The organism is Flavobacterium rhizophilum, from assembly GCF_046000485.1.
Taxonomy (GTDB): Bacteria; Bacteroidota; Bacteroidia; order Flavobacteriales; family Flavobacteriaceae; genus Flavobacterium; species Flavobacterium rhizophilum.
The window spans coordinates 58,592-83,303 of sequence record NZ_JBELQB010000003.1; the positions used below are offsets into that span (position 1 = coordinate 58,592).

A 24,712-nucleotide genomic window follows, 5' to 3' on the forward strand; every position below is an offset into this window, starting at 1 on the left:
CTCCTTTTCTTTCCTTTTCTGTCCTCACTTTATTCTTCGACAGGTACTTCAGCCCGCAAAACCTTTCCGGGATATTTCTCAGCATAGCCTGTAATAAGTTGCATGATATAGCGGTTACTGTGATGGGGCGTTACATAGTCTTTTATCTGTAAAGCTTCAGTGATCCCCACATCCGACGGCATATAACCCATACCGTAGAAATGCCCGTTTTCCACCCAGATGCAGCTGCGTTCCTCACCGGAGCACCCCTTATCCACAATCCCGAAACTCAGCTTACTGTCAGCAAGATAGCCCAGTGCCTGTTCCACTTTAGCATTGTGCTGTTTTATATCGGGCAGATGGGCAGTATCTTTTTTAATAACGAAATCCCCTGCATCCGGTGTCCCGTAGTGGCAGAACCGGTGATCGATACCGAATTCCCCGGCCAGGTATAGGAGTAGGTTCACCCCCTGGTGCAGGGAAAAGAAGTGTTCCACACAAGTCTGTCCTTTGGCCAGTTTCCCGATACCAAGGTATTTATATCCGCTTCGGGCCTCATAGTGGTACAGCCCGAACTTCGGCGCGAACTTCTTCAGTGCCCTGTTGTGCAGGGGCCACAGCTTTCTGATCTCGCAGCACTCCAATAGCAGTGCCATAAACTCGGTGCCGCAGACCTCATGGGAGATGGAGTAGATATCACGCATAAAGTTTTGGCGCTGCGGGGTGATCTTATGCCCGGAGAAATGCTGTGCCACCCTTTTCTTGATGTTCTTGGCTTTGCCGACATACACCACTTTCCCCACCTGATTGTAAAAATAATATACCCCGGGCTTTTCCGGCAACTGCTCAAACTCGGATTGGGGCAGGTTAGGGGGCAGGTTCTGGTCGTGGGAATTCCGCTTGATCATCTTTGCTATCTCCCCGGCTTCATCCCAAAGCAACAGACGGGAGAGCAGTATGGCTGTTGCATCGGCGTCCCCACCGGCACGGTGTGCCTGAAGCAGTGGTATATCCAGTGCGCGGCACAGGTTGCCCAGGCTGTAGGAGGGCAGTCCCGGCCGTACCTTACGGGCAGCCCTCACGGTGCAGAGCTTACGTGTGGTCCATTTCAGCCCGGCATGCTCCAGTTCATGCTTTACAAAGGAGTGATCGAAGTTCACATTATGCGCCACAAATATCCGGCCTTCCAGCAGCTCCAATACCTTTTCTGCTATGTCATCAAAAATGGGCGCTCCGGCCACCATCTCATTATTGATTCCGGTCAGGGCAAAAATGGGCAGGGGTATTTCCTTTTGCGGATTCACCAGGGTTTCCCAGCGGTTGATCACCTTTATCCCGTCATGGATAATGATACATATTTCCGTAATGCGGCTGCCTGAGGCGTTACCGCCCGTGGTCTCGATATCTACTATGGCATACTCATTCTTTCTCATCTTATTCATCCTGTCTTTTTCTGGGTTGGCCCTGTATTCATCTTATGCCTTGGCAGGCCGATTTCCTGCTTCTGCGGATACGGGGCACGATGGGTCATCGATACATCCTCCCGCAATCGCGCTGCAGTTCGTGTACTTTCTGCCTCGGTTTCCCTGTAGCGCGGATCGGCAATGAAAGGCAGTTTCTCCATTTTGGATATGGTAATGGTAGGGAAGTGGTAATCCACCTCGACCGTACCGAGTAGCAGGTAACAGCCACCGCCCTTAAAAGGGTATTCTTTGAGACTCCCGGTAAAATGAGCGGTATCAAAGAATTCCCCGTTGGCATCGATCCACGTCCCGAAATACATGGCTCCCATCTTGGTGGGTACATGCTTGCGCGAGACCAGATAGGCTAGCATCCTTACCTGCCTTTTATGGTACTGCACCAAATCCCGTGCCATGACATCCCCGCGGTAGCCGGTTTTGAGAAGGTTGAACGGGGTAACCGATACCGGGAAACCCAAAAGCTCGATCTCGTCAAAGGCATCCTCAAAAGGGGAGCGTTTCAGCTCCGGGAGCCCGTACTGCTGCACCGGTTCTGGCAATAGTTGCGGCTGGCGTTGTGCCGGCTTAAAATGCATCATGATACGTCGGGCGGTAACGAGCAATTCGTTCTTGTTCTTTCCCGTACAGCGGAACGCACCAATATAGATCAATGGCTGCAGCCCTTCAATCCCGATCGGCACCCGGTTGATGAAATCCTCCAGCGAACTATAGTCTCCATTGTCAATACGTTCGGAGACAATACAACGGGCAATCTCTCCCTGAAGCCCCTGCAGATGCATAAAGCCCAGATAAACGTCTTTTCCGTACAGGGTCGTCTCCACCTCGCTTTTGTTGATGCAGGGGGTATGGATAACCGCCCCGGACATACGGGCCTCATGCACATACACCTCGGTACGGTAGAAACCGCCCTGGTTGTTGATGACCGCCACCATGAATTCAATGGGATAGTGTACCTTCAGGTACAGGCTTTGGTAGCTTTCCACGGCATAGGAGGCTGAATGCGCCTTGCAGAAGGAATACCCGGCAAAGGACTCGATCTGACGGTAAATCTCCGCGCTCAACTCCTCGGGATGGCCTTTGACGGCACAGGAAGCAAAGAAGTTGTCCTTTACTCTCTGTAATGCCGCTTTGGAACGCCCCTTGCCGCTCATGGCACGGCGCAGGATATCCCCGTCGGCTGCGGCCAGCCCGCCGTAATGCAGGGCAATCTTGATCACATCCTCCTGGTAGACCATAATGCCGTAGGTTTCCCCAAGCTGCTGCTCAAAGACCGGATGGAAGTACTCGAACTTATCAGGATGGTTATGGCGGAAAATGTATTCCTTCATCATCCCGCTCTGGGCCACTCCCGGGCGTATGATGGAAGAGGCTGCCACCAGTGTCTTGTAATTATCACACTTCAGCCTACGCAAAAGCCCCCGCATGGCAGGGCTTTCGATATAAAAACAGCCAATGGTCTTTCCCTGTCCCAAATACGTATTACAGATCGTTTCATCCTTGGAAAGGGAGGTATCGCGTATGTCCACGGTAATCCCGCGGTTCTTTTTGATCAGCCGTACCGATTCGTCAATATGCCCGATGCCCCGTTGGGAGAGGATATCGAACTTGTCAAAACCGATCTCCTCGGCCACATGCATATCGAACTGCACTATCGGAAATCCTTTGGGCGGTAGCTCCAGTGCCGTAAAATCGGTAATAGGGTCTTCCGATATCAGTATCCCGCAGGAGTGCATCGAGCGCTGGTTGGGGTATTTCTCCAGCAGCATCCCATAACGGTGCACCAATCGTATCACCTCATTTTTATCGTGCCGGTCCATCGAAGTACCCGAGAGGGCATCCAGTTCTTCTTTCGGAAGGCCGAATACCTTACCGACCTCCCGGAATATGGATCTGTATTTGAATTCCACATTGGTACCGCAGAAGGCCACATGATCCGCCCCGTAACGACGGAAGATATATTCCAGTATCACATCGCGCTCCTTCCAGGACCAGTCGATGTCAAAATCCGGCGGGCTTTTACGGTTGAGGTTCAGGAACCGCTCAAAATACAGGTCCAGCTCGAGCGGGCAGATATCGGTAATGCCCAGGCAGTAGGCAATGATGCTGTTGGCACCGCTGCCGCGCCCGATATGCAAAAAGCCCATGGAGTTGCTGTAGCGGACAATATCCCAGGTAATCAGGAAATACCCGCTGAATCCCAGTTCATCAATAACCTTCAGCTCCTTTTCGACGCGCTGGCGGGCAGCCTCATGACCGTCACCATATCTTCGTACCAATCCCTGTTGGGCCAGACTTGTGAGGAGTTTAAGATCGGTTTCCCGCGCTCCGGTGTAGTGCTTTTTGTTGCGGGGCACGCCAAACTCATACTGAAAATCACATTGCGCGATCAGGGCAAAGGTGTTCTCCAGCAATTTGGGATATTGGCTAAAGCGCACCATGATCTCTTCCGCTAGCAGCATGTGCTCCTCCGGCCCGCAATAATCCGAAGGGGTGAGTTTGCTACCCAGGGTATTCAGGTCAATGGCCCGCAGGATACGGTGCAGGTTGTACTCGGTCTTGTCTCGGAAGGTAACCGGCTGCCATACGACCATCCGGTCGAGCCTGTCCCTCCAACGCGACTGTATCAGTAACGATAACTCCCCGCTGCGTACCCCGATGTACTCAAATTCCCGCAGGGTTTCCGGCGCCTTATCCATCGGATAGATAACCAGTACTTCTTTAAAATCAGGTGCAACCGCTGGTACAGGAGTATCCTCCAGATTGTGCTTGGTTCGATGGCGGTTAATCTCCCCGATACCCGCGCGGCTTTTAGCCAGTGCGATATACAGCAATTCATTCCCTTCCCGGAATTCCATCCCGACCAGCGGCTTGATACCCGCCTCCCTGCAAAGCCTGTAGAACTCGTAAATACCTGTTACCGTATTTATATCGGTCAGTGCCATAGCGGTAACCCCCAGGCTTTTGCCCAGGGAGACCAGTTCGGTTATCGGGATGGTACCGTAGCGCAGGGAATGAAAGGAATGACAGTTCAGGTACATACTACTACTACTAACAAATAAATTAATTCACCTTAGGTTTCACAAACGCCCCGCTGCAGCGCATCACGGCGTTGGCCCCAAAGCGGTTCTTGATTTTGTCCATGGCCTGGTAGAGGGACATCATTTCCCGGGTATCCTCAAAGAGGTTGATCTGGTAGGAGCCCCGTACCAGCCTGCCGAAACGTACCCCTACAAGACGCAGGCTCATGCGGCGCTGGTAGAGCTTCTCGAAAGCCTCCAGTACGGCCCGGGTCAGGGTATGGTCGGCCGAGGTATAGGCGAGGGTCATCTGACGGGTTTCGGTATCGAAATTGGAATAGCGGATCTTTACCGTCACATTGGAGGTCAGCCAGCCCTCGCTGCGCAGCTGGTAGGCCAGCTTTTCCACCATACCCGAGAGTACCGCGCGCAGGAACACCATATCGGTAGTATCCTGATGAAAGGTATCCTCAGTGGAAAGGGATTTGCGCTCCCGATAGGGTTCCACCGGGGTATTATCGATACCGTTGGCCTTTTTCCAGAGTTCCAGCCCGTTAAGCCCGATCATCTCCTGCAGCACCTTTGCCGGCATTTCGGCCAGGGTACCGATACTGCGGATACCGATACGAGAGAGCAGGGTAAAGGTGGCGTTGCCCACCATGGGAATCTTTCGGATGGATAAAGGGTTCAGAAACGGCTGCACCATCGCCTGTGGTATTTCCAGGTTGCCTTTGGGTTTGCCTTCCCCGGTACCGATCTTTGAGACCGTCTTGTTGACCGACAGGGCAAAACTGATGGGCAGCCCGGTCTCGCGGGTTACCAGTGAGGAGAGTTCATGGGTCCATTTGTAGGAGCCGTGGAAACGGTCCATACCGGTAATGTCGAGGTAGAATTCATCGATGGAAGCCTTTTCCATTACGGGCGCCTTTTCCTCGATAATCTGGGAAACGGTATGGGAATAACGCGAGAAAAGTTCCATATCCCCCTTGACAATACGCGCTTCGGGGCAGAGGCGGAGTGCCATCTTTATCGGCATGGCTGAGTGCACGCCAAAGCGGCGGGCCTCGTAAGAGCAGGAAGCGACCACACCGCGGTCACCACCGCCCACAATCAGGGGAACCCCCTCCAAATCACTGTTCTGCAGCCTCACACAGGAGACAAAAAAAGTATCTAGATCCATATGTACAATCGATCGCACCATAACTATTCACATTTGTACTGAACAAAATTAGGACAGATATTCCCAAAAATATTTATATTTGCCGTGATAAATAATCACAAAATAATTATGTCACTATTTTCGGATAACATCAGGCACCTGAGAATGAGGAAAGGCGTTTCTCAGGAAATCGTGGCCGAGAGCCTGTCCATCACCCGTGATCGGATGGCCAAATACGAGGGCGGGAAGTCCCAGCCGCCCTTTGAGATCCTGATCAAAATCTCGCACTATTACCATGTGAGTATCGACCTTTTACTGACGGCCGATATTCGAAAAATAGATATTGACGGACTGATGCAGCTGGAGGACAACCGTATCCTTTTACCGATAACGGTAGACAGGGAAGGGGAGAACACCATTGAGATCATTCCCCATAAGGCCAGGGCCGGTTACCTGAGCGGTTATAGCGACCCGGAATTCATCGAAGGGCTGCAGCAGGTAACGCTTCCATTCCTAAAAAACGGTAAGTTCAGGGCCTTTCCCGTGTCGGGTGATTCCATGCCGCCCCACAGGGACGGCTCGTTTATCGTAGGAAGGTATGTGGAAAACCTCGGAGAGGTACGGGACGGGAAGACCTATATCCTGCTGACCAAAGAGGACGGCATCGTCTACAAGCGGCTGAACAAAAACGGCAAGAACAGCCTGATGCTGGTATCGGACAACAGCTTTTACCAGCCTTATGCCATCAAAGCCTCCGATGTGTTGGAGATCTGGGAATATGCCTGCAGCATTGCCACCAAAGAGTACGAACCGGAAAACCTGGACCCGCAAAGCATCCGCGAACTGCTTTACGGGATCCGTGAGGAAGTAAAAGCCCTGAAACAGATTCATACCTAACCCTATATCCCCCCATGACTACAACCATACGTTTCCGTGTTAAAAAGGAGGTGGACACCCCGACCGCCAGAAAAATCCTTTCCCTTAAGGGCAGCCTTATCGCACAGTCCTATACCGATATCATTCACTTTGATGATGACGGTGAGGAGTTTTATATCCATTATTTCACTACAGAACTATCAAAAAGGGAGGAAGTCCTTTCCTATATCCGTCAGGAAATTGAAGGGACTGCACTTGGGAAGTACATAGATCTGGTAACTCCTGCCTCCCAAAAGGTGTAGCCGATACGTTTCAAAATGAGTTCAGCGTTTACCGTATCTGCTTCAATCAAACAGTTATACGACCGTTTTTGACAGATTTTGGCTTGTTTTGGCTACATGTATCTTCCTGATTAAGATATATCTTGGCCCTACCAATCCTGCTATGGCTATCTTCCAATCAGATAGCCACTGCATAACCTTACAGGATATGAAGCCAACACCGACACCAAGGAAAATCGTAATTGAAATCATTAGCCTGCTGTATGTATTACTTTTTGTCTATGCGGCAGTGAGCAAGTTACTCGATTTTCAGAATTTCAGGGTCCAGCTGGGCCAGTCACCCTTACTAAGTGCATTTGCCGAACCGATAGCTGTTATACTACCGGTTTTGGAGCTGGTAATAGCCATCGCATTATGCATCCCTAAATTCAGGACCCCGGGACTGTATATGGGTTTCTGTTTAATGGTAATGTTCACCTGTTACATCTATATGATCCTGCACTACAGTCCTTTTGTACCGTGCTCCTGTGGCGGGGTGCTGGAAAACATGGACTGGCAGGAACACCTGCTGTTCAATGCTGTAGTTACCGCCATGGGCGCAGCAGCCCTTCTCCTGATGTCCCTGAACCGGAAAACTGTATTGAGGCTTTCTTTCGGGGTAGTGGCGGCACTGGCTGTTACGGTCTGCTGTTACCTGTTCTCAGACAGTATGATCCGCAAGGAGAACCCTTTTGTAAGGCGATATACTTCCATGCCCTTTGACAATACTGTTGAGACCCGGCTTCCCAATCCTAATTTTTATCTGGCAGGGGCATCGGATGATAGCATTTTTCTAGGCAGCTATGAATCACCGCTGCATGTCTTATCCCTTGAGGGGAAGCTACAGAAGGGTACCGACCATACCTTGAAGCTTGACAGTGAGGATTATGACTTCAGGTCGATACAGGTCCGGGTCGATCCCCCTTTCTTTCATGTATGGGACGGTATGGTACCTGTTGTCTTCAGGGGGAGGACTGACAGCTGGAAAGCGGAGGTAGTCTATGAAGGGTCTGAATTTTTCACTAAGGCGCAGCCTATGGGAGATGGCCGTGTGGCCATCCGTGCCCAGCGTCCTCCAAAAGGGGAGCACCTTATGGCCGTACTTGAAACCGGAACACCCGCCGGGGTCATCAAAAGGGACGGTTTTCTTGAAAAGCAGCTTGACGGTATCTTCGACACCGAAGGAACCCTGCAGTACAGCAGGGACAAGGGAATCTTTGTCTATACCTACTATTACCGCAACCAGTTTATAGTAGCCGACTCGCTGCTGCGTGTCAGGTACAGGGGCCATACCATCGATACCACCACGGTAGCCGATCTGGATATTGTCAGGATAGCAAAGACAGGGGATACCAAGCTGGCCCGCCCGCCACTAACAGTCAATAAGGGCACATCGATACACCGTAACCTGCTTTTTGTCCATTCGGGACTCATGGGGCGTTACGAGACCAGGGAAGTTTGGCAACAGGCATCGATAGTGGATGTCTATGATCTCATAACCGGAGAATATGTGACCAGCTTTTATGTATATGATGCCCACCTTGAGAAGATGAGGGCCTTTAGGGCAACGGACTGGGGATTGTATACCCTTTCCGGCAGTACGCTGCAGCTGCACTACTGGAGCCCCTCCATGGCAAAGCTTTTCAGATAGGGAAACTTAAAATACTACCGGCCGGTAGCAGGGGTAAAGCCGAAAACCTGTACAATAGAGTAGGCCCAACTAAAATTTTAATTATGAAAGCAATTTTAAAAACCATGATGCTGCCCTTGGCAGCTTTTGCCCTGGCCAGTGCCGGAGCAGTAACGACCCAGACGGACAAAAGCGATGTGGAAGCCAGACAGACGGCTACCTACTATATCCACAAGCCGCTTGTTACCAGTTGCCAGGCAGTAACCCTTACCTGTAGTACCGTACCGGGAGAGCCCTGTATGTACAACGACGGGGTAACCAACTGGCAGGTATTTAACAGGCTGTCTTCCACCTCACCGTGTAACATACAGCTGTACCGTCCGTAATAAGCCCTGCTTATAGTTAAGGCAGCCCGAAGGGCTGCCTTTTATTTTTTATGCTGCGGAGGTTTCGTTCCGGCTGTGATCCACGCTGCTTCCTTACCCCTAAGGAAATAGTCAAACCATTGCCTGATCCGCAGTGAGAGATCGTTCCGATTATCCGGTGCTGCCAGGGCATGATACTCATCGGGATAGGCCAGCATTACGGTCTTTTTTCCCAGACCGCGCAGCGCGCTGTAGAATAACAGGCTTTGCTGCCAGGATACCACACCGTCCTGCTTTCCGCACCATAGGAGCAGGGGTGTCTCCAGGTTCGCCGCCTGCTGAAGCGGTGAGTTCGCCTCATAGGCCTGTTGGTTTTCGAAATAGGGAAATCCCATACGGAATATCTGGCTTTCAAAACGCCATGCCTCGGTGCGCAGCAGGTCACCTCCCATAGAGAAATAGAAGGAGGGCAGGTCATAAATGCCGGCCCCGGCGACTCCGGCAGCAAATTTGTTCGTTTGCGTAAGGATGAATCCGGTTTCATAGCCCCCAAAGGAGGTTCCCATCAGTCCCACGGCCTTTGGGTCGGCCAGACCCATCTCCACCACCCGGTCCACCGCTGCGGTGACCCATTCGCAGGCGGAGTGTCCGGGGGCACCTTCCCTGTAGGTGATATCGGGCAGGAGCACCAGATAGCCGTTCAGGGTATATTGGGTTATGTTGAAGCCCACGGCGCTTGACTGAAGCGGGGTAACATAGTGGTGCAGCCTGTAGGAAAGCTCATCATAGATATAGGTGATCATGGGGTATCTTTTTCCAGCCTGATACTCCGAGGGATAGAAAAGTGCTGCCTTACCGATGCCATGTTCGGTCCTGTATGAAATCAGCTCGGAATGTCCCCAGCAGTATTTATCCTGCAGGGTATTGGTGGCTGTTATCTTCTCTGCCTTTTTCCCTTTTCTGCCGTCAGGCAGGTAATAGATACCCGGTGGGGTATCGTAACGTTCCCGGATAAATGCAGCCTTACCGTCGGATGTTGTTCGCAGTTGCCTTGATAAACCTGCAGAGGGGCTTATTCGATGCAGTTCTCCATTGGAAAGGTAAAGAAAGTAGTCCTCGCTGTTATCATTCCTGGAGATACCTCCCAAAAAGAGCGACTCTGCGTCCCTGCCCTGATGTATGATATCATTAAAAGCGGTTTGGGCAATGCGATATACCCATCCCGATTCTGCCCCACGGGTAAGTCTTTTTGCAGAACCTCCCGCTACCGGTATTTTCCAGATGTCACTGCCGTCATAGATCAGGGCGTACTTTCCCTGGGATGTCCATCCCGCAAAGCCATAGGGTTTTACAGGCGGTATGGCATTGGTACCGGCATTGTCCCATCGTGTTCGGATACCGGCAGTCAGGCAATGCCTTTGCCCGGTTGCAGGGTGGAAGACCCACCATTGCTTCCCGTTATAATAGGCAATATCGTCTGAGTAGGGTGATAGGGACAGCCAACCCTGTGCCGTGGTCATCCCTGCTGCCAGCAGTTCGGTTTTTCCCGTTTCGAGGTTTTTCACGTAAAAATCCGTTTCCGGCTCCAGCAGGTTTTGTGGGGCATACCTTTCCGGATTGTGCAGCAGGGCGTACTGCTGCCTGCCTGTAAGCCGCATCACGGGAAGCAGGCTGTCGTTAACCGGTACAGGATTGCTGCCCGGCTTCCAAAGGAAGGACTTCTGGCCCCGCTCCGAGGCCATAATGCGGTCCAGTGGGTAAAGCCATTTGGCATTGCCGTTCCACACCTCGGGTCCCTCGTTCAGGGTCTGCTCCCGTGCATGCAGTGCTACCAGTACACGCGCAGCGTCATCTGTTACAGAAAGACGGGCTAACCTTGAGGCGGTCCATCCCTGTCCAGGGGGCGGATACCAGTGCGCCGCACTTTTCTGCTTTTGATCGTACAGTGCCATAGCTGTAATGGTATCACTCTCCCGATTACGACTGCAATAGGCCAGTGCCTTTCCATTTCTGTGCCAGACCAGCCTGCAGGGCTCCCCTTTGTCGGTCAGGCTGATCGTTTCCTCTGTGGGCGTATCACTTTCCAGATCCAGGACTGACAGTCGGGACCTGCCTTCTCCCTGGCGGACATAGGCCAGCCTGTTCCCGCTTTGGCTTAGGGCGTATTCCTGTATGTCCGTAACGGTAAGGACGGTCTTGCCGGAAAGGCAGTCGATAAGCCTTAAGGCGGACCTGTCCGTGGCTATGGCTACAATATACCTTCTGTTTTCCGATATCCTGAATTCCACTACGTTGGGTATCGTGATTTCCTTGCCTTTTTTGAGAGCCAGGAGCCGGAGCGAATTGCCCGGCAGGATTGCGGCAAAGGCCTCTCCGGCAACAAAGGCGGGCTGCCTGGCTCCGGCAAGTTTGTATAACCCTGTGCCGCTGGTGGCCTGTATACAAAGCGTATCGCCCTTCGGATAGGAAAGGTTGTAGGCAATCCATCTCCCGTCCCCCGACAGGGATGAAAGGGAGAGCTCGCTGAAGCGCCCGTACAGTTCCTTTGGCAGTGGGCTTTTTTGCTGCTGTGCCGACAGAGTATAGGGCAGCGTTAACAGGAGTGAAACCTGCAGCATTATACTATAGCCCATGAGGGCGATACCCTTTTGTTTGCTTTTTTTCATGATCAGTAACCCGGGTTTTGTGTGATGTTGGGGTTGACGGTAATCTCATCGGCGGGGACAGGCCAGAGGCTGTCGCTGCTGTCCCAGCCCGGTTTTACGCCCTGCAGTGTGTTGTCCAGCAGTCCGGTGCGTTGCAGGTCAAAGAACCGGTGTCCGAATTCGGTAAAGAGCTCCACGCGGCGTTCGGCAATGATTTCCGTAACGAGTTGCTGCGGATCGGCTGTCTGTGTATCCGGTAACCCGGCACGGTTCCTTATTTTGTTCAGGTCTGCCGCGGCTCCCTGGGTATCACCGGTTTTTGCCCTTGCTTCGGCACGGATCAGGTATTGTTCGGCAAGGCGGAGGATAATGGAATATTCCGTTGCGGTGCCGGTAGGGCCTGCCTGTTTGTATTTGTAGGGATGGTACCAGCTGGTAGTACCGTCAGTTATTTCCCTGATCCATTTCTCCCTGCGCAAATCCCCCGGTTCAAAGGCACTGTAGAGTTCTCCGGTAAGGGCAACCACCGGCGGTGGTCCGGATTCAAAGATAAAGAGGCTTCCCTCCAGGGTGTTGAGTGTGGGGTCGGCGGGCATAAACTGCCAGAGGGTTGCCGTACTGTTGTTCAGGAAAACAGTGTCGGGATCTTCGACCCACTGGTATTGCGGATCATCGATTACTGCCGTGGCATATTCGGCCGCTTCCTCCCACAGGCCCGCATAGAGGCAGGTACGCGCCAGCAGTGCCCTGGCCGCCCCTTTACCGGGTAGTACCTTCTCCGGAGAAGGGTCTTCCGGCAGGAGTGTGACTGCCTGCAGCAGATCCTGCCTGACGGCCTCCAGTACCTGCCCTTGGGTCATTCGGCTCACCTGGCTGTTGGTATGGTAATCCGTTGTGGTGATATAGGGCACCCCGCCGTAGAGCTGGTTGAGATACAGGTGTACCATTGCCCTGACAAAGAGAGCCTCGCCCTCGAGCTGTGCCCTGACCTCAGGGGTAAGGCTTTGTGACTGCTGCGCCCCTTCCATTACGGCATTGGCTGCATAGATCAGGGAATAGCCCCCGTTCCAGTAATCCCCTACGGAGGGCTGTGCGGCAAAGAGCGCATTGGTATAGAAGTAATCGGTCTCCTGGCGGTAGAAGTCCAGCTCGTCGGCGTATAGCCCCAGTACACAGGAAAGCCCCGGCAGGTTACCGGTAAACAGCCCGTTGTCACGCATGTTGGCATAGATGGAGGCCATGGCGGCCCTTGCCGTCACGGGGTCTTCAAATACCACCGGACCCGGTAGCTGGGAAGGCGGCAGGTCCACCTCCACAAAGTCAGAGCAGGAAACCAGCGTCATTGCCAGAAAGGCAATCGATGCGGTTATGGTATATTTTATCTTATGTTTCATTGTGATGTGATTTTAAGTTAAAAGCTGACCTGTATCCCGCCGCTGAAAATCCGCAGCGGGGGCAGGAAGCCTGAATTTTTGAATTCGGGATCGGCCCCTTTGTAAGGCGTTATGGTAAATACGTTCTGTCCCTGTACATAGAGCCTGCAGTTCATGCTGCCCAACAGCCCTGAAGGAAGGGTATAGCTCAGGGAGATGTTCTTCAGGCGTATAAAGGAACCGTCCACGATAACGGCGTTACTGGAGGTATAGTTATAGTAGGCCTGCACGGCGGCACTGTTGCCACCCGCGGTAAGACGCTGGTAGGTTGTGGCATCCCCCGGTGCTGCCCAGGCGTTGTCGGCGTCGGTACGCTGGTTGTAGGCCTGCCCGGCCGGCACCCCGGCATTGTAGTCGTAGTTCTGCTGGCGGGTAAACTGGAAAAGAAAGTCCAGGTTCCAGCCTTTGTAGCGCAGTTGGTTCTGCAGCCCGCCGAAGAAATAGGGGGTGAGGTCGGCAACGGTCTGCCGGTCCTTATCGGAGGAGACTACCCCGTCACCGTTGACATCGGTAAAGCGGTAAAGCCCGGTCTCGGGATCGATTCCCTCATAATTGTACAGTTTGGCGATGGTTACGGGCTGCCCGATGACATAGGTGTTGGCATAGGGGGAATTCTCCAGTCCCGGAAAAGCGATCAGTTTGTTTCGTGCCCGGGAGAGGGTCAGGGACGTACTCCATTCGAAATCCGGTGTTTTGAAATTCTCGGAGTGCAGGGTCAGCTCCAGCCCCCTGTTCTGTACGGTGGCGCCCAGATTGGCATTGATGGTCGTAAATCCGGTTGTTCCCGACAGGGGTATGCCCACCAGCTGGTTGGAGGAGCGGTTGCTGTACCATGCGGCGGTAAGGAAGATACGGTCGTTAAGGAATCCCGTTTCCACGGCTACCTCCAGTTTTCGGCTCCTTTCCCAACTGAAGTCGGGGTTGTACAGCCTTGTAGGGGTAAGCCCGATAATTCCCTGATAGGGCACCCCGGTGGAGGCATAGGTGTTGAGGAACTGGTAGTCGCCGATCTGGTCGTTGCCGGTCGTCCCGTAACTAGCCCTTATCTTGGCAAAACTAAGGGGGGATGCACTTTCCTTAAGGAACTTCTCGTTGGATAGAATCCATGCACCGCCCACGGCTCCGAAATTGGCAAACTGCCTGCCCGGGCCAAAGCGGCTGGAACCGTCGCGCCTTCCGGTAAGGTTTAGGATATAACGGCCATCGTAGTTATAATTAAGCCTTCCGAATACGGCGTTGTAGCGGTAGAGCTTCTCATCGCTGGCCACCACAAAAACCTGATTGGCCGAGGCCAGGTTGTAGATAAGGCTGTTGCTGGAGTAGCCGTAGCCCATCTGGTAGAGTATATTGTTGCGTTGCTGCTGGAAGGTAGCCCCTGCGATAGCACCCAGTTTCCCTCCCCAAAGCGCTGTATCGTAATGCAGCTGGGGTTCTATAATCCACGACTGGCGGAAGGTATGGTTGGTCAGCAGGGCCGAATCGCTGCTGCCGATACCGTAGGCCGGATTGTACATGGTGGAAGGCAGGGTTTTGGTCTCATGGGTCTTGAGGTCGGTAAGGCCCAGGCTGGTACGGAATTCCAGCCCCTTTGCCAGCCGGTAGCCAATCAGCCCGTTGAGAACCAGATCGTAGGTCTTGGCATTAATCGCGCTGCGGAGTTCGGCAAGCGGATTGTTAAAGGTCCCGTCTTCCCAGTTGAGCTCGCCATTCTCATCATAGAGTGCCGGGGCATTGGGTGCCAGTGAGCGGGAAATACGGGTCAGGTCGGTAGCCGGCAGGTCGTTGTCCTGCGCGGTATAGTTCCCCGAAAAACTGACTTTCAGCCGGTCTTCGGACCCGCCGTGGCTGAGATTAAAGTGCAGTGCACCCTTTTGGTAACCGAAATCACCGGGAAAAACGGTAGTTTCCCTGTAGTGTGTTCCGCTCAAGAGGTAACGGGTGGTTTCAGACCCTCCGGAGAGCGATAGCTGTGTGCTGTTGAGCTGTGCGGTACGTCCGGTCAGTTCCTTCTGCCAGTCAGTATAGCGGTTGGGGTCCCAGGTACCGTTCACATCATAGGCGGTTGCGGGGTATTCGGTTATCCCGTCATTGGCGTAGGCCTGCCTTCTCATAGCAAGGTACTGCCCGGTCTGCATCAGGTCCACAAAGTTGACCACCTTGCCCGTGCCTGCCCATGAGTTCAGACTTATTACAGTTTTTCCCGCCCTTCCTTTTTTGGTGGTAATAAGCACCACCCCGTTGGCCCCGCGGGAGCCGTATATCGCTGTGGCATCGGCATCCTTAAGAATCTCGATGCTCTGTATGTCGGAGGGGTTGATGTTGTTAAGCGGGCTGGTAGCACTGGGTGTGGTTGTGGAAGTCTGGCTGTAACCGATGGCCTCGGAGGAGTAGGGCACCCCGTCTATAATGTACAGGGGCTGGTTGCCATCTGCACGGAGGCTGTTTTGCCCTCGTATCTTTATCTGAAAGCCCCCACCGGGCACCCCGGAGTCCTGTATGACCTCCACTCCGGCCATGCGTCCCTGCATGGTGGCCAGTACGTTGGTTACGGGCTGGGTCTCGATATCTTCGGCGGTAATACGGGCGATGCTGCCCGTACTTTCCTTCTGTTTTACGGAATAGTACCCGGCATTGATGGTTACCTCCTTAAGGTAGGTAATGTCTTCCTTTAAGGTAATGTTTACCACGGCCTGCGTCCCTACAGGTACCTCTAGGGTCTTGTAGCCCGTAAAGGAGAACAGGAGCACATCACCCGGGGAGACTACAATGGAGTAGTTTCCGTCGATGTCCGACACTACAGCAGTGGTGGTGCCCTTTACCATTACGGAGGCGCCTGGCAGCGGACCGGAATTGTCGGATACGGTACCGGTAACGGTTTGTTGACAATAGGCCGCACCTAAGGGTGGTGAGGCGTGTGCCCGGGCAGATGCACCGGGCGGGCAGGAGGCTAGCACAAGAGAATAGAAAAGCAGCCTTAGCCCATTGTTAGCTGAAAAAATTTTCATAACATTGGATAAGATTAGTGAAACGTGTTTTTATTGGTCTATGCCCTCCGTAAGCTGCGAAACTTGCACGGAGGGTTTTTTTATGAACCTTGGTAAAAGTACCCGGCCTTTCCCCAACTAACTCGATAAGGGAATACCAGTACAGGCCGGGTTAACTTAACTATTAAAACAAAACTACCTCATGATAAAAAAACGGATTAAGGGTTACTACAACGTTTGCGAAACCCGGCAAAAAAAGAGAAGTAAAACGCTAAGAAGCTAAGCTGTGAGTAGAAAATTAAACCTTAAAAAGGTGGCGTGGGTTTAAACTCAGCTTATTGCCATTGAGGTACTGGTATACCGTGCAACAATAAGTGAGCCCACGCCGTATGGCGTGAGCATTTGCACTTATCTTCCCGTTGCAAAAATTACCAGTTTTCAATGGCGGGATTCAAAGCGAATGCTTCAATTATCATATGAAGTATCGCAAAATTATTAAACATTGCTAATATATAAAAATAAAATTAAATACGGGTGATGACCCGTGTTTTTTTACAAGGTATCAATTTTCTTTGTTAATTATGATAGATATCAACAATCTTATATGCACATACATTGTAAGGGAGTGGCTTAATCCATGGCTAAAGTCAGGGAAGTCACAAACTACATTTGCTAATATGCATAATATTGATGAGAGTACTATCAGAAAAATGAAGACTCAAAAGAGTTATCGAGTTCCAGTTGAGACACTTTATAAAATATGCGAAGCAAGAAATATTAAACTTTCTGATTTTTTCAAGAAAGTAGGAATTTAAAAAAAAACAGCCAATTGGCTGTCTTTTTATTCCGTATTGTTTTCTTTTGTAGCTTCAAAAAGAACTTCTCCTTCTTTTATTTCTTCTGCTTCAAGTATATTATTGATTTTAAAATTTCTATATTTTCCTTTTCTCAACAAACAATTTGCATGCAAGTATATTTCGACATTTGAATCACTAAATATGCTTTTATCTATAATATTGTTCTTAATATTTTCATTATTTCCACTTAAATATATCTTACCATTGTCATGGTAACCATAAGTTTCAAACACGGAATCTTTATTTTCATCTACATTTAATGAAGTTTTATAGCTTTCTTCAAAAACATCGATATTTTTGATATAAATGAGTAAATCTTCAACTTTAATTATCCTGTTTGTTTTTCTATTATAACTGTCTTGATAAGTTATTAAATAATATTTATTTCTTTTAAACTGACAGTCGAAAACATTTGATTTATAACCCTTTATATAGTTAGGGTATTTTATGCCAAAAATACTGTTTTGACTTATTTTATTAAAATTTTGGTCGATTGTAGTAACCGACTTTTTCTGTGTTATATAATTGCTGTAATTTACCTGATAGTAATAATGTTTAAATGTTATTGATAAAGGAAATCCAATAGTTCTTGATATTGTAACATCTGGATTTCCCTCCAACTCAAACGGTTTGGAAATAGAGAAGTTATAAAAGCTATTTTCTTCAATAGATTCATTTATTTCAGATAATAGGTCTCTATCAGGTAGTAAATATTGAATTTCTTTGACTAAATATAAAATACCATAAGAAAAGAAGCTTTCTGAAAATGATTTTGAACTCGAGTTATACCATTTACATTTTAGTTCGACTAGAGGTAAACCTGTTTTATCACAAAATTTATTCTTTTCATCGACCCATCTGTGACCAATTATTGTCATAACCGGTGGTAAAAATTCTAAGTGATTCGTTTCAACTAAATCACCATTTTCTTTAGTTCTATTGACTTTTATTTTCAAAAGTTCCAAGTCTACGGACTTTAAAACAACTTTACGATGCAGAAAATTATTTCTTATTAGTTTGTCATAACCTTTAGTGTCATTATCAAGATTTATTTTTTCCAAACTTTTTTTTAAATCAATATCTTGAAGTATTTTACTTTTTACCGTCGAGTATTTTTCTTTACTAATGCTATTGATAAGGTCATTATTAATCCATTTTTCAACAAATTTGCCATCTCTAGAGTTATAGTAAATACAGTTTAATTGTTGCGAAATATTTACCCCAGTTTCTTTATTAAAAGATTTTTCTTTTATTTCCTTAACTACTAATAAAGGGGGGGTATACTCTGCATATGCTGTGATTTTAACATCTGTATTGTTATCCAGATAAGGATGTGTTTTAAAAACAACAATATCTCCTATTTTTCTTTCCATTAAAGTAAGGTTATGGTTCAGATTTCGAAAATACAAAAAAAATGTTAAATTTGCTAAGAATCTGCGAGAGGAGTAAAATTACGGCTGTGTGGATTGAAGGCTAGAATTAATTCTAGTTTACTGCTTTACAATAAGGTATTGCGGGTTTTGAGATTTATTTAATCTCAGGGGATTTAGGTTCAACCTTATCACTCCCTGAAGAAGAAGGATTATAGCTTCTATAAGTATGTTACTTGGGCTGTTTGTTACACAGGCTGCCAGTAAAGTTACGACTTTAATAGTATATTTCATAATTCTTTTATATTTAGTCGAATTATCAATGACTCAGTAATTGGGTACCAATCCAACTCATATTTTATGAGGTATGTAATTATTAAACGCTATTGCTGATCGCAGATTCTTTTTTATTATGGTAAGACCGAACTGGCTTAAGGAAAAAGGCTATATTCATCTTTCTCGATCCCTAGAGTTAGGAGAAAATTGGTATGAAATTGTCCAAAAAATAACTAATACTAAATATATTAGTAATTATGGTTTTTTCCCCTTGATTCATACAGTGATTTCAGATAGAAAATTTAAAAAAGGAAGCGACAAGTTTACAACTTCGGAAAGAAAACATACCCATTATTATCAGAAAACCTTACATCCGGTAAAAAATATAAAGAAGAGACCGCTTCATTATGCAAGTCATATGGATGCACTTGTCTTTAGTTATTATGGAACTATTTTAAAAGATAAATATGAAAAACTACTGTCAGCCGAACCCCTTCTTAATGATGCTGTAATAGCTTACAGAAAAATTGAGACATTTTTTGGTTCAAACGTTGGTAAATCTAATATTCATTTTGCTAAAGAATGCTTTGATGAGATAAAGAAAAGAACAAAAGAAGGTGAAGAGGTAGCTGTTTTAGCAGTTGATTTAAAAAGTTTCTTTTCTAGTTTGGATCATAAAACATTGAAATTAGCATGGAATAAAATTTTAATGACAAAAGAGTTACCATTAGATCATTATAAGGTTTACAGGGCATGTACTAATTTTAAATACGTTCTTTTAGACGATTTACGAAAGAAAAATAAAAGAAAAAAGGGGCGTAAAGGGCATTTTGATGAAAGTAAACTAGCAGAAATTAGGAAAAAGAAAGGTTTTAGATGTTTTTATGAATCTAATGAAGACTTTAGATTTAATATTAAAGAAGGAAATCTACCAATTTATGGAAACCCTTTTCATAAAAAGCTTGATAATGGAAAAAAGGTTAATGTTGGGATTCCTCAAGGTTTGCCTATAAGTGCTGTTTTAGCAAATATTTATTTATATGATTTTGATTTAGAAGTTATAAATCGATGGGTAAAAACTCATAATATCTTTTACCGAAGATATTCTGATGATATATTTATAATTTGTAATAAAGAGTTATGTGAAACTATTGAAAAAGATATTGATTTATTGGTAGATAAATATTATGTTAGAATAAGTAAGGATAAAACGGAAAAATTCATTTTTAAAAATAAATTATATAATTCTACAACTCGTCTTGAATGTTTTAAAGTTACAAATGAAGGAGAATTAGTTTCTTCTTCTATGTCATATCTTGGATTTGAATTTAGAGGTTATCATGTAGGAATTAAATCCACTAATTTATCAAAATACTATAGGAAGATAGTTTCATCTGTTAAAAGAAAAGCCAATAGGACAGCAAGATTATTGGACCAAAATCCTAAAGCTAAAAATGCTATTTTTAAAAACCAAGTAAAGAAAATTTACAGTTTGCCTGTTAAATTTAAAGATGGAGACTTGACTGAAAAAAAAATTAAAAGAAATAAGCGTTACAGATTAGTTTTAAATGATAGAGGTTTTTATGAATTCAAATTTTTAGATAGGAATAGTAGAAAACAAGCTAATTTTCATAGTTACATAAAAAGATGTTGTGTAGAATTTGAAACTGATTCTTTTGAAAAACAGATTAAAAAGAGTAAGCATGTAACCAATATAGCTATAAATAAGTACTTGAATAAAGTAAATGATTAATGTCCATCGAAATCTATAAAAAATGCATATCCTTAATAAAATAGAACATTTAATAGAAAATCACAAAGACTTTTATTGGTGTAAACCTGATTTGGATGGGGAGACTGTACAGTTAGGACATGCCTCTGAATCTAATATTGTATTTGAATACAAAAGGGAAACTAATACAGCCTATTTGTATCGAACAATTTATACTAGGGTTGATAACTCGATTTCGAAGTCGGCTTGGCCTTTCTCTCCTCCTCATGATGGACAGGAAATTATAAAAAATTGATTTCTTTAGTAAAAGATAAAATTGAGAGACGTGATTTCGAAAACATTGATGATAAATTTGAATTAATAAGTTATACCACTGACTTTATAAATCAAAATTTCCAATTATAGAGTTACTCTATTTTGCTGTGTTCTCAACCTCAGTAACAATACGGGTTACAACACTTTGCGCAGTTTGTTATAACTTTTTTTGTTTAGTAATGAGTACTTTAGCAATCCCTAAAATGCTGAAGAGATGAATGAAATGAAACCTATTGTACTTATTGATGATGATGTTGATGATATTGACCTATTGGTAGAGGCCTACCATACGTTATCGTACACCAATAAGCTTTTAATTTTTCATGACAGTGTTAAGGCTTACGATTACTTTACGGAGAACGGCATACTGCCTTTCCTGGTTATAAGTGATGTGCTTATGCCTAAAATGACAGGACTGGAACTTCATGAAAAATTACTGGCCTTCCCCGGCTTTAAGGAACATTATATCCCCTTTGTATTTTTTTCTGGTGCGCCCGTGCCACCGCCCTCGGTCAGTAATAACAGTTTGATTATGCACTGTTACTTCGAAAAAAAGTGTGACTTTGAGGAGCTTCGTCTCACCTTAGACAGTATTATAAGCCATTATTTTGCGCTGTCTTTAAAATAACTTTCTTATTTTTTTAACAGTTGATTAGCCTGTTTCTTTCTAATTTGGATATTCAAAAAACCAACTATGAATAAACAAGGTGAAATTATTATAGTAGACGATGATACTGACGATCTGGACATCTTAAAGGAAGTGTATGGGCTGTTACCTTTTGTTAACAGGCTTGTAACATTTAGCGACGGTGAGGATGTGTGCAATTACTTAAAAAACCCCGAATCGTATCCGTTCCTTATTATTTCTGACATCAATATGCCCAAGATGAACGGGTTTGAGCTTCGCGACAGGGTTTTTAAAGAGGCGGAAATTGCAAAGCGGATAATTCCCTTTGTGTTTATGTCTACCTGTGCCGACAGGAGTACGATGAAAAAGTATTGTATGAATTCATTTCACGGTTTTTTTGAGAAGAAGAGCGATTTTATCCAAATGACCAAAATGCTGGAACGTATAATCGGGTACTGGAAAGACGCGATACCGTCCGATTAGTTATGTTAAGTTTACCGTGCTTATAATTTAAAAATAGTTTTTGCATGAAAGCAGGGGTTGGTTTGGTACCGGCTCCTTTTTTTCGTTAACGGATTTAGATTCTGAATATCAGTAAGTGCTATCCTGTTACAGCTGCCCTTTGCCGGGTATGCATCTTTATTTACCGTTATTGAGCATACTTTTTTAAAAAAAGAAGCCTTATACCATGTGGCATAAAGCTTCCTAAGATTAACCAGCTGTGAATAATAATTACATGTTTTTTTTGTACATAACTATCAGTAAACAAATTGAAATTATCAGGATATTAGATATAAATAGGGCACGGTCGTTACTGTAAAATATGTAGTTTACCAGATTAAGTACAAAGAATACCGCAAGTAAAGCTATCACTGTTTTTTTCATGATTACCTACATGTCCTTATTAAACTTACGGTTGCAATGGCTTTACCCACCACCCAGAAACCTAATGTGGCTGTAAATCCTGCCGATGCCGGGTTTGTAGCCGAAGCGACTGCCACACCGGCACCTGCCAGTGTTGCCACGGCGCTACCTGCAATGGCCAGTGCACAATCGAATGTTATACCGCGTGCTGCCTGTGCCTGTACACTGCCTATTTGCCCCTGCAGGGCTAAATTATACATTTCGTAGAAGAGTAATAGGGCACCGGTATCGTCTATAGTTTCGGCATTTTTCAGCAGGTAGTCATATATAAGCTCATCGGAGCCCAGGGCAATCATGTCCTGTACCTGGCTGATGTACCTCACATTTACGCCTTTTGCAACAAACAGGGCCTCGAGATCCTGTTGGTTATAAAATTCGATATTCTTATTTAACTCGGCTTCAACAGTCTCTAAAAATGCCGCGTCGTGGTATTCAGTAACATCGGCCCCAATGTAGCTTTTAATGTTTTGGTGAATACTTTTAATTTCCTCGGGCTTAACCGTTAGGGACTTGGTGCTTAGTGTGGCCGAGGATGTGGTGGCAGGGTCATCATACTGACTGCATGAAACGAAAAACACAGTGAAAGAAAACAGTAAACTTAAAATTGGTCGTCTAAAAAATTTTAAACACATAAAAAATAAATTTAAGGTTAAACAATGTGATTTTTTTGACAAAAATAATTTAGGGAAAATATTTTTTGCAATAGGTTTTGAGTTAAAAAAATGTAAAAAAAAATGAGACCTAAAAAGACCTCATCCCCAACTCAGTTAGATTCTGTCCCAGTACTGGATGAGCGCGCAGCCGCCGGAACAGACAATTAACGTATTAATAATAAAGTGAGATGTGTTTAACCCGGAAAACAGGAAGCTGGTTAGGCTAACGGTGTAATAGAAAATCAGAAAAATAAGGATTGCTATTTTCATGATACTATTTTTTATTGCAAATATAATATTACAAAAAAGGCTTTGTCAAGAGGGAAACAGTTAAACTTTTCTAAGGGGGGAAGATTTAGCATTTTTTTGCATTTCCTTTAAATTTATTTAGCTAAACAATAGCTAATTTAGAGAAAAAATAAAAAAATGGAAAGCCTTAAACCTATTGTACTAATAGACGATGATATCGATTATGTTGATTTGATGGTGGAAGCTTACGGTACGCTTTCGTACAGGAACACGCTGCTGATATTTCACGACAGTATAACCGCTTACGAGAAAATAGTAGAAAATGGTATTGTGCCTTTGCTTGTAATCAGTGATATTATTATGCCGAAAATAAATGGTTTCGAACTTCGGGAAAACATACAACAAAATCCGGTCTTTTCCGGTAATGAGATTCCATTTGTTTTTATAACGGGTGCTGCCGAGTTACCGCCTGATCATGAGCAAAGCATCAGAGAGAATGGTTTCTTTGAGAAACGATCGGATTTTGAAGAATTGAGAAAAACGTTGGACAGTATTATAAGCTACCACAGTGATGCGGTTAAAATATAGGATGTTTGTACTTAGGTATTTATGAGAAAAGCAGGCTTTAGGGCCTGCTTTTCTGCTAGTGATTATAACCACACCTTACCTTAATTATAACCGGGTGCAAAGGTAAGATAAATAAATTTGAAGTTATCCGTGATATTCACATTATCTCAGCAAACGGATGCCATTAAGGCGTGAATGTAGTGATTTGAGCTGTTTGTATTCCTCTTTCATCTCTGTAGAGGTGGTAATAGCCTTTATATGTTCGTAATAATCGTTTTCCATCTTCAGGAGAAAATCCTCTATAAAATGATGTTCCTCTAATAAGTGTTCCACCGGACGGGTGCGCCCTAAGTCAATAAGTATCAAATGGATTCTATAGAACTTATCCAGAACCAAAGTCAAGTATAATAATCGAAACATCGCGAAAAAATAAAAAAAGACGGCCTTTTGAGTCTACCGTCTTTATAAATAATCTTATTGTAGGTAAACCACACCTCACAGGTTACCTAAGCGGACAAAAATAATAATTTCGTTTAAATAATATATCAGTTTGTAAAGCAATGTTGATTAGTTTAGTTTGATGGTATAGGAGAAACACTTAAATTAGACGTTCAGATTCTTTCTGATACGTATAATATGCCTTAAGTTACATTACGTTTTAATTTTAAAAATAGTTGTATGGGAGACAAAATATCGGTTCAGGATGCTGGAATAATTATTCTTACTAATTTTATTCCAACACTTTTTGAGCGGCTGGGTTTAACTTCTGAGGGCGAGTTTACAAACCTGCAAAGCCGGCAACGGGCTGTGTTGTATCTGCAGTACCTGAGTAGGGGTATGCAGGAAAGTGAGGACAACCTGTTGATACTGTACAAGATACTGTGCGGTTTGGATGTTCGGCTCCCGATTACTGAGAAAGTAATGATTACAATGAGTGAAAGAAATCTTATCGAAAAGCTTATAGATGGTGCCATTGCCTACTGGCCTTCTATAGCAGACAGTACGTTTTCACGGTTTAGGGCAAACTGGCTTATGAGGGACGGACAGCTTAAGGAGACCGCAACCTATTGGGAGCTTACAGTTGAAAAAAAACCTTATGATATCCTTCTCAGCCGATCTCCCTACGCGTTTTCAGCGGTAAAATATCCATGGATGCATAAGGTTCTGGAAGTTTATTGGCCCTATTAATTGTGACGAAAACTTCCTTGATTTAGCTATTTCGTCTTTACATATTTTGCTAATAATCAAATAA

20 protein-coding genes are annotated in these 24,712 nt (G+C 45.9%); 10 read left to right on the plus strand and 10 right to left on the minus strand.

The genetic code is table 11. The annotated features are described in order from the left end of the window. Window positions 1-29: 29 nt before the first annotated feature. Genes ABS768_RS04365 through dinB form a run of 3 tightly spaced genes read right to left on the minus strand, consistent with a single transcriptional unit; the run spans window position 30 to window position 5,678 of the window. The gene (locus ABS768_RS04365; protein WP_408073749.1) at window positions 30-1,412 is read right to left on the minus strand and encodes an exonuclease domain-containing protein; all 1,383 of its coding nucleotides are present in this window, start codon (window positions 1,410-1,412) and stop codon (window positions 30-32) included. Window positions 1,413-1,417: 5 nt separating this feature from the next. Next, the gene (locus ABS768_RS04370; RefSeq protein WP_408073750.1) at window positions 1,418-4,498 is read right to left on the minus strand and encodes a DNA polymerase III subunit alpha; all 3,081 of its coding nucleotides are present in this window, start codon (window positions 4,496-4,498) and stop codon (window positions 1,418-1,420) included. A 22-nt stretch (window positions 4,499-4,520) separates the two neighbouring features. Next, complete coding sequence (gene dinB / locus ABS768_RS04375; RefSeq protein WP_408073751.1) at window positions 4,521-5,678, minus strand: DNA polymerase IV; 1,158 nt, start codon at window positions 5,676-5,678, stop codon at window positions 4,521-4,523. Window positions 5,679-5,765: 87 nt separating this feature from the next. Here dinB and ABS768_RS04380 point away from each other — a divergent pair, with 87 nt between their 5' ends. The 4 genes from ABS768_RS04380 (at window position 5,766) to ABS768_RS04395 (ending at window position 8,848) form a co-directional block, all read left to right on the plus strand. Further along, on the plus strand, window positions 5,766-6,533 hold the full coding sequence (locus ABS768_RS04380; protein WP_408073752.1) for an XRE family transcriptional regulator: 768 nt from the start codon (window positions 5,766-5,768) through the stop codon (window positions 6,531-6,533). 14 nt (window positions 6,534-6,547) lie between these two features. Then, entirely contained in the window at window positions 6,548-6,814 is a 267-nt protein-coding gene (locus tag ABS768_RS04385; protein ID WP_408073753.1) for a hypothetical protein, read from the plus strand. Window positions 6,815-7,001: 187 nt separating this feature from the next. After that, a complete protein-coding gene (locus tag ABS768_RS04390; protein WP_408073754.1) occupies window positions 7,002-8,483 on the plus strand; it encodes a MauE/DoxX family redox-associated membrane protein in 1,482 nt (493 codons plus the stop codon). A gap of 83 nt (window positions 8,484-8,566) precedes the next feature. Continuing rightward, window positions 8,567-8,848 carry a DUF6520 family protein gene (locus ABS768_RS04395; protein WP_408073755.1) on the plus strand — a complete coding sequence of 94 codons (282 nt, stop codon included), beginning with the start codon at window positions 8,567-8,569 and terminating at the stop codon, window positions 8,846-8,848. A 41-nt stretch (window positions 8,849-8,889) separates the two neighbouring features. On the opposite strand, the gene ABS768_RS04400 is transcribed toward ABS768_RS04395, so the two are convergent. Genes ABS768_RS04400 through ABS768_RS04410 form a run of 3 tightly spaced genes read right to left on the minus strand, consistent with a single transcriptional unit; the run spans window position 8,890 to window position 15,910 of the window. Beyond that, window positions 8,890-11,493, minus strand: coding sequence for a S9 family peptidase (locus tag ABS768_RS04400; RefSeq protein WP_408073756.1), 2,604 nt, complete (start codon window positions 11,491-11,493; stop codon window positions 8,890-8,892). A 2-nt stretch (window positions 11,494-11,495) separates the two neighbouring features. After that, window positions 11,496-12,866: a RagB/SusD family nutrient uptake outer membrane protein gene (locus ABS768_RS04405; RefSeq protein ID WP_408073757.1), complete on the minus strand. Its 1,371-nt coding sequence runs from the start codon at window positions 12,864-12,866 to the stop codon at window positions 11,496-11,498. Between the two features lie 17 nt (window positions 12,867-12,883). Then, entirely contained in the window at window positions 12,884-15,910 is a 3,027-nt protein-coding gene (locus ABS768_RS04410; protein ID WP_408073758.1) for a SusC/RagA family TonB-linked outer membrane protein, read from the minus strand. Window positions 15,911-16,470: 560 nt separating this feature from the next. On the opposite strand from ABS768_RS04410, the gene ABS768_RS04415 reads away from it, so the two are divergent. Next, on the plus strand, window positions 16,471-16,704 hold the full coding sequence (locus tag ABS768_RS04415) for a helix-turn-helix domain-containing protein (protein ID WP_408073759.1): 234 nt from the start codon (window positions 16,471-16,473) through the stop codon (window positions 16,702-16,704). Window positions 16,705-16,730: 26 nt separating this feature from the next. Here the strand turns inward: ABS768_RS04415 and ABS768_RS04420 are convergent, their stop codons facing one another. Together ABS768_RS04420 and ABS768_RS04425 are read right to left on the minus strand one after the other, a co-directional pair. After that, window positions 16,731-18,119, minus strand: a complete 1,389-nt coding sequence (locus tag ABS768_RS04420; protein WP_408073760.1) for a hypothetical protein — start codon at window positions 18,117-18,119, stop codon at window positions 16,731-16,733. 117 nt (window positions 18,120-18,236) lie between these two features. After that, window positions 18,237-18,410, minus strand: coding sequence for a hypothetical protein (locus tag ABS768_RS04425; protein WP_408073761.1), 174 nt, complete (start codon window positions 18,408-18,410; stop codon window positions 18,237-18,239). Window positions 18,411-18,528: 118 nt separating this feature from the next. Here ABS768_RS04425 and ABS768_RS04430 point away from each other — a divergent pair, with 118 nt between their 5' ends. The 3 genes from ABS768_RS04430 (at window position 18,529) to ABS768_RS04440 (ending at window position 21,550) form a co-directional block, all read left to right on the plus strand. Next, window positions 18,529-20,145, plus strand: a complete 1,617-nt coding sequence (locus ABS768_RS04430; protein ID WP_408073762.1) for a reverse transcriptase domain-containing protein — start codon at window positions 18,529-18,531, stop codon at window positions 20,143-20,145. A gap of 508 nt (window positions 20,146-20,653) precedes the next feature. After that, window positions 20,654-21,067: a hypothetical protein gene (locus tag ABS768_RS04435; RefSeq protein ID WP_408073763.1), complete on the plus strand. Its 414-nt coding sequence runs from the start codon at window positions 20,654-20,656 to the stop codon at window positions 21,065-21,067. Between the two features lie 66 nt (window positions 21,068-21,133). After that, the gene (locus ABS768_RS04440) at window positions 21,134-21,550 is read left to right on the plus strand and encodes a response regulator (protein WP_408073764.1); all 417 of its coding nucleotides are present in this window, start codon (window positions 21,134-21,136) and stop codon (window positions 21,548-21,550) included. Window positions 21,551-21,954: 404 nt separating this feature from the next. Here ABS768_RS04440 and ABS768_RS04445 read toward each other — a convergent pair whose 3' ends face one another. Then, complete coding sequence (locus ABS768_RS04445) at window positions 21,955-22,569, minus strand: hypothetical protein (RefSeq protein WP_408073765.1); 615 nt, start codon at window positions 22,567-22,569, stop codon at window positions 21,955-21,957. Window positions 22,570-23,070: 501 nt separating this feature from the next. Between ABS768_RS04445 and ABS768_RS04450 the strand changes: the two genes are divergently transcribed. Beyond that, the gene (locus tag ABS768_RS04450; protein WP_408073766.1) at window positions 23,071-23,481 is read left to right on the plus strand and encodes a response regulator; all 411 of its coding nucleotides are present in this window, start codon (window positions 23,071-23,073) and stop codon (window positions 23,479-23,481) included. Between the two features lie 141 nt (window positions 23,482-23,622). On the opposite strand, the gene ABS768_RS04455 is transcribed toward ABS768_RS04450, so the two are convergent. Further along, window positions 23,623-23,880, minus strand: coding sequence for a hypothetical protein (locus ABS768_RS04455; RefSeq protein WP_408073767.1), 258 nt, complete (start codon window positions 23,878-23,880; stop codon window positions 23,623-23,625). A gap of 258 nt (window positions 23,881-24,138) precedes the next feature. Here ABS768_RS04455 and ABS768_RS04460 point away from each other — a divergent pair, with 258 nt between their 5' ends. After that, the gene (locus ABS768_RS04460; protein WP_408073768.1) at window positions 24,139-24,648 is read left to right on the plus strand and encodes a contractile injection system tape measure protein; all 510 of its coding nucleotides are present in this window, start codon (window positions 24,139-24,141) and stop codon (window positions 24,646-24,648) included. Window positions 24,649-24,712: the final 64 nt, after the last annotated feature.

Bases quoted from the DNA above. Each gene is read 5' to 3' on its own strand.
- ABS768_RS04365 (WP_408073749.1), bottom strand. From the start codon at position 1,412: ATGAGAAAGAATGAGTATGCCATAGTAGATATCGAGACCACGGGCGGT.
- ABS768_RS04370 (WP_408073750.1), bottom strand. From the start codon at position 4,498: ATGTACCTGAACTGTCATTCCTTTCATTCCCTGCGCTACGGTACCATC.
- dinB (WP_408073751.1), bottom strand. From the start codon at position 5,678: ATGGTGCGATCGATTGTACATATGGATCTAGATACTTTTTTTGTCTCC.
- ABS768_RS04380 (WP_408073752.1), top strand. From the start codon at position 5,766: ATGTCACTATTTTCGGATAACATCAGGCACCTGAGAATGAGGAAAGGC.
- ABS768_RS04385 (WP_408073753.1), top strand. From the start codon at position 6,548: ATGACTACAACCATACGTTTCCGTGTTAAAAAGGAGGTGGACACCCCG.
- ABS768_RS04390 (WP_408073754.1), top strand. From the start codon at position 7,002: ATGAAGCCAACACCGACACCAAGGAAAATCGTAATTGAAATCATTAGC.
- ABS768_RS04395 (WP_408073755.1), top strand. From the start codon at position 8,567: ATGAAAGCAATTTTAAAAACCATGATGCTGCCCTTGGCAGCTTTTGCC.
- ABS768_RS04400 (WP_408073756.1), bottom strand. From the start codon at position 11,493: ATGAAAAAAAGCAAACAAAAGGGTATCGCCCTCATGGGCTATAGTATA.
- ABS768_RS04405 (WP_408073757.1), bottom strand. From the start codon at position 12,866: ATGAAACATAAGATAAAATATACCATAACCGCATCGATTGCCTTTCTG.
- ABS768_RS04410 (WP_408073758.1), bottom strand. From the start codon at position 15,910: ATGAAAATTTTTTCAGCTAACAATGGGCTAAGGCTGCTTTTCTATTCT.
- ABS768_RS04415 (WP_408073759.1), top strand. From the start codon at position 16,471: ATGATAGATATCAACAATCTTATATGCACATACATTGTAAGGGAGTGG.
- ABS768_RS04420 (WP_408073760.1), bottom strand. From the start codon at position 18,119: ATGGAAAGAAAAATAGGAGATATTGTTGTTTTTAAAACACATCCTTAT.
- ABS768_RS04425 (WP_408073761.1), bottom strand. From the start codon at position 18,410: ATGAAATATACTATTAAAGTCGTAACTTTACTGGCAGCCTGTGTAACA.
- ABS768_RS04430 (WP_408073762.1), top strand. From the start codon at position 18,529: ATGGTAAGACCGAACTGGCTTAAGGAAAAAGGCTATATTCATCTTTCT.
- ABS768_RS04435 (WP_408073763.1), top strand. From the start codon at position 20,654: ATGAATGAAATGAAACCTATTGTACTTATTGATGATGATGTTGATGAT.
- ABS768_RS04440 (WP_408073764.1), top strand. From the start codon at position 21,134: ATGAATAAACAAGGTGAAATTATTATAGTAGACGATGATACTGACGAT.
- ABS768_RS04450 (WP_408073766.1), top strand. From the start codon at position 23,071: ATGGAAAGCCTTAAACCTATTGTACTAATAGACGATGATATCGATTAT.
- ABS768_RS04455 (WP_408073767.1), bottom strand. From the start codon at position 23,880: ATGTTTCGATTATTATACTTGACTTTGGTTCTGGATAAGTTCTATAGA.
- ABS768_RS04460 (WP_408073768.1), top strand. From the start codon at position 24,139: ATGGGAGACAAAATATCGGTTCAGGATGCTGGAATAATTATTCTTACT.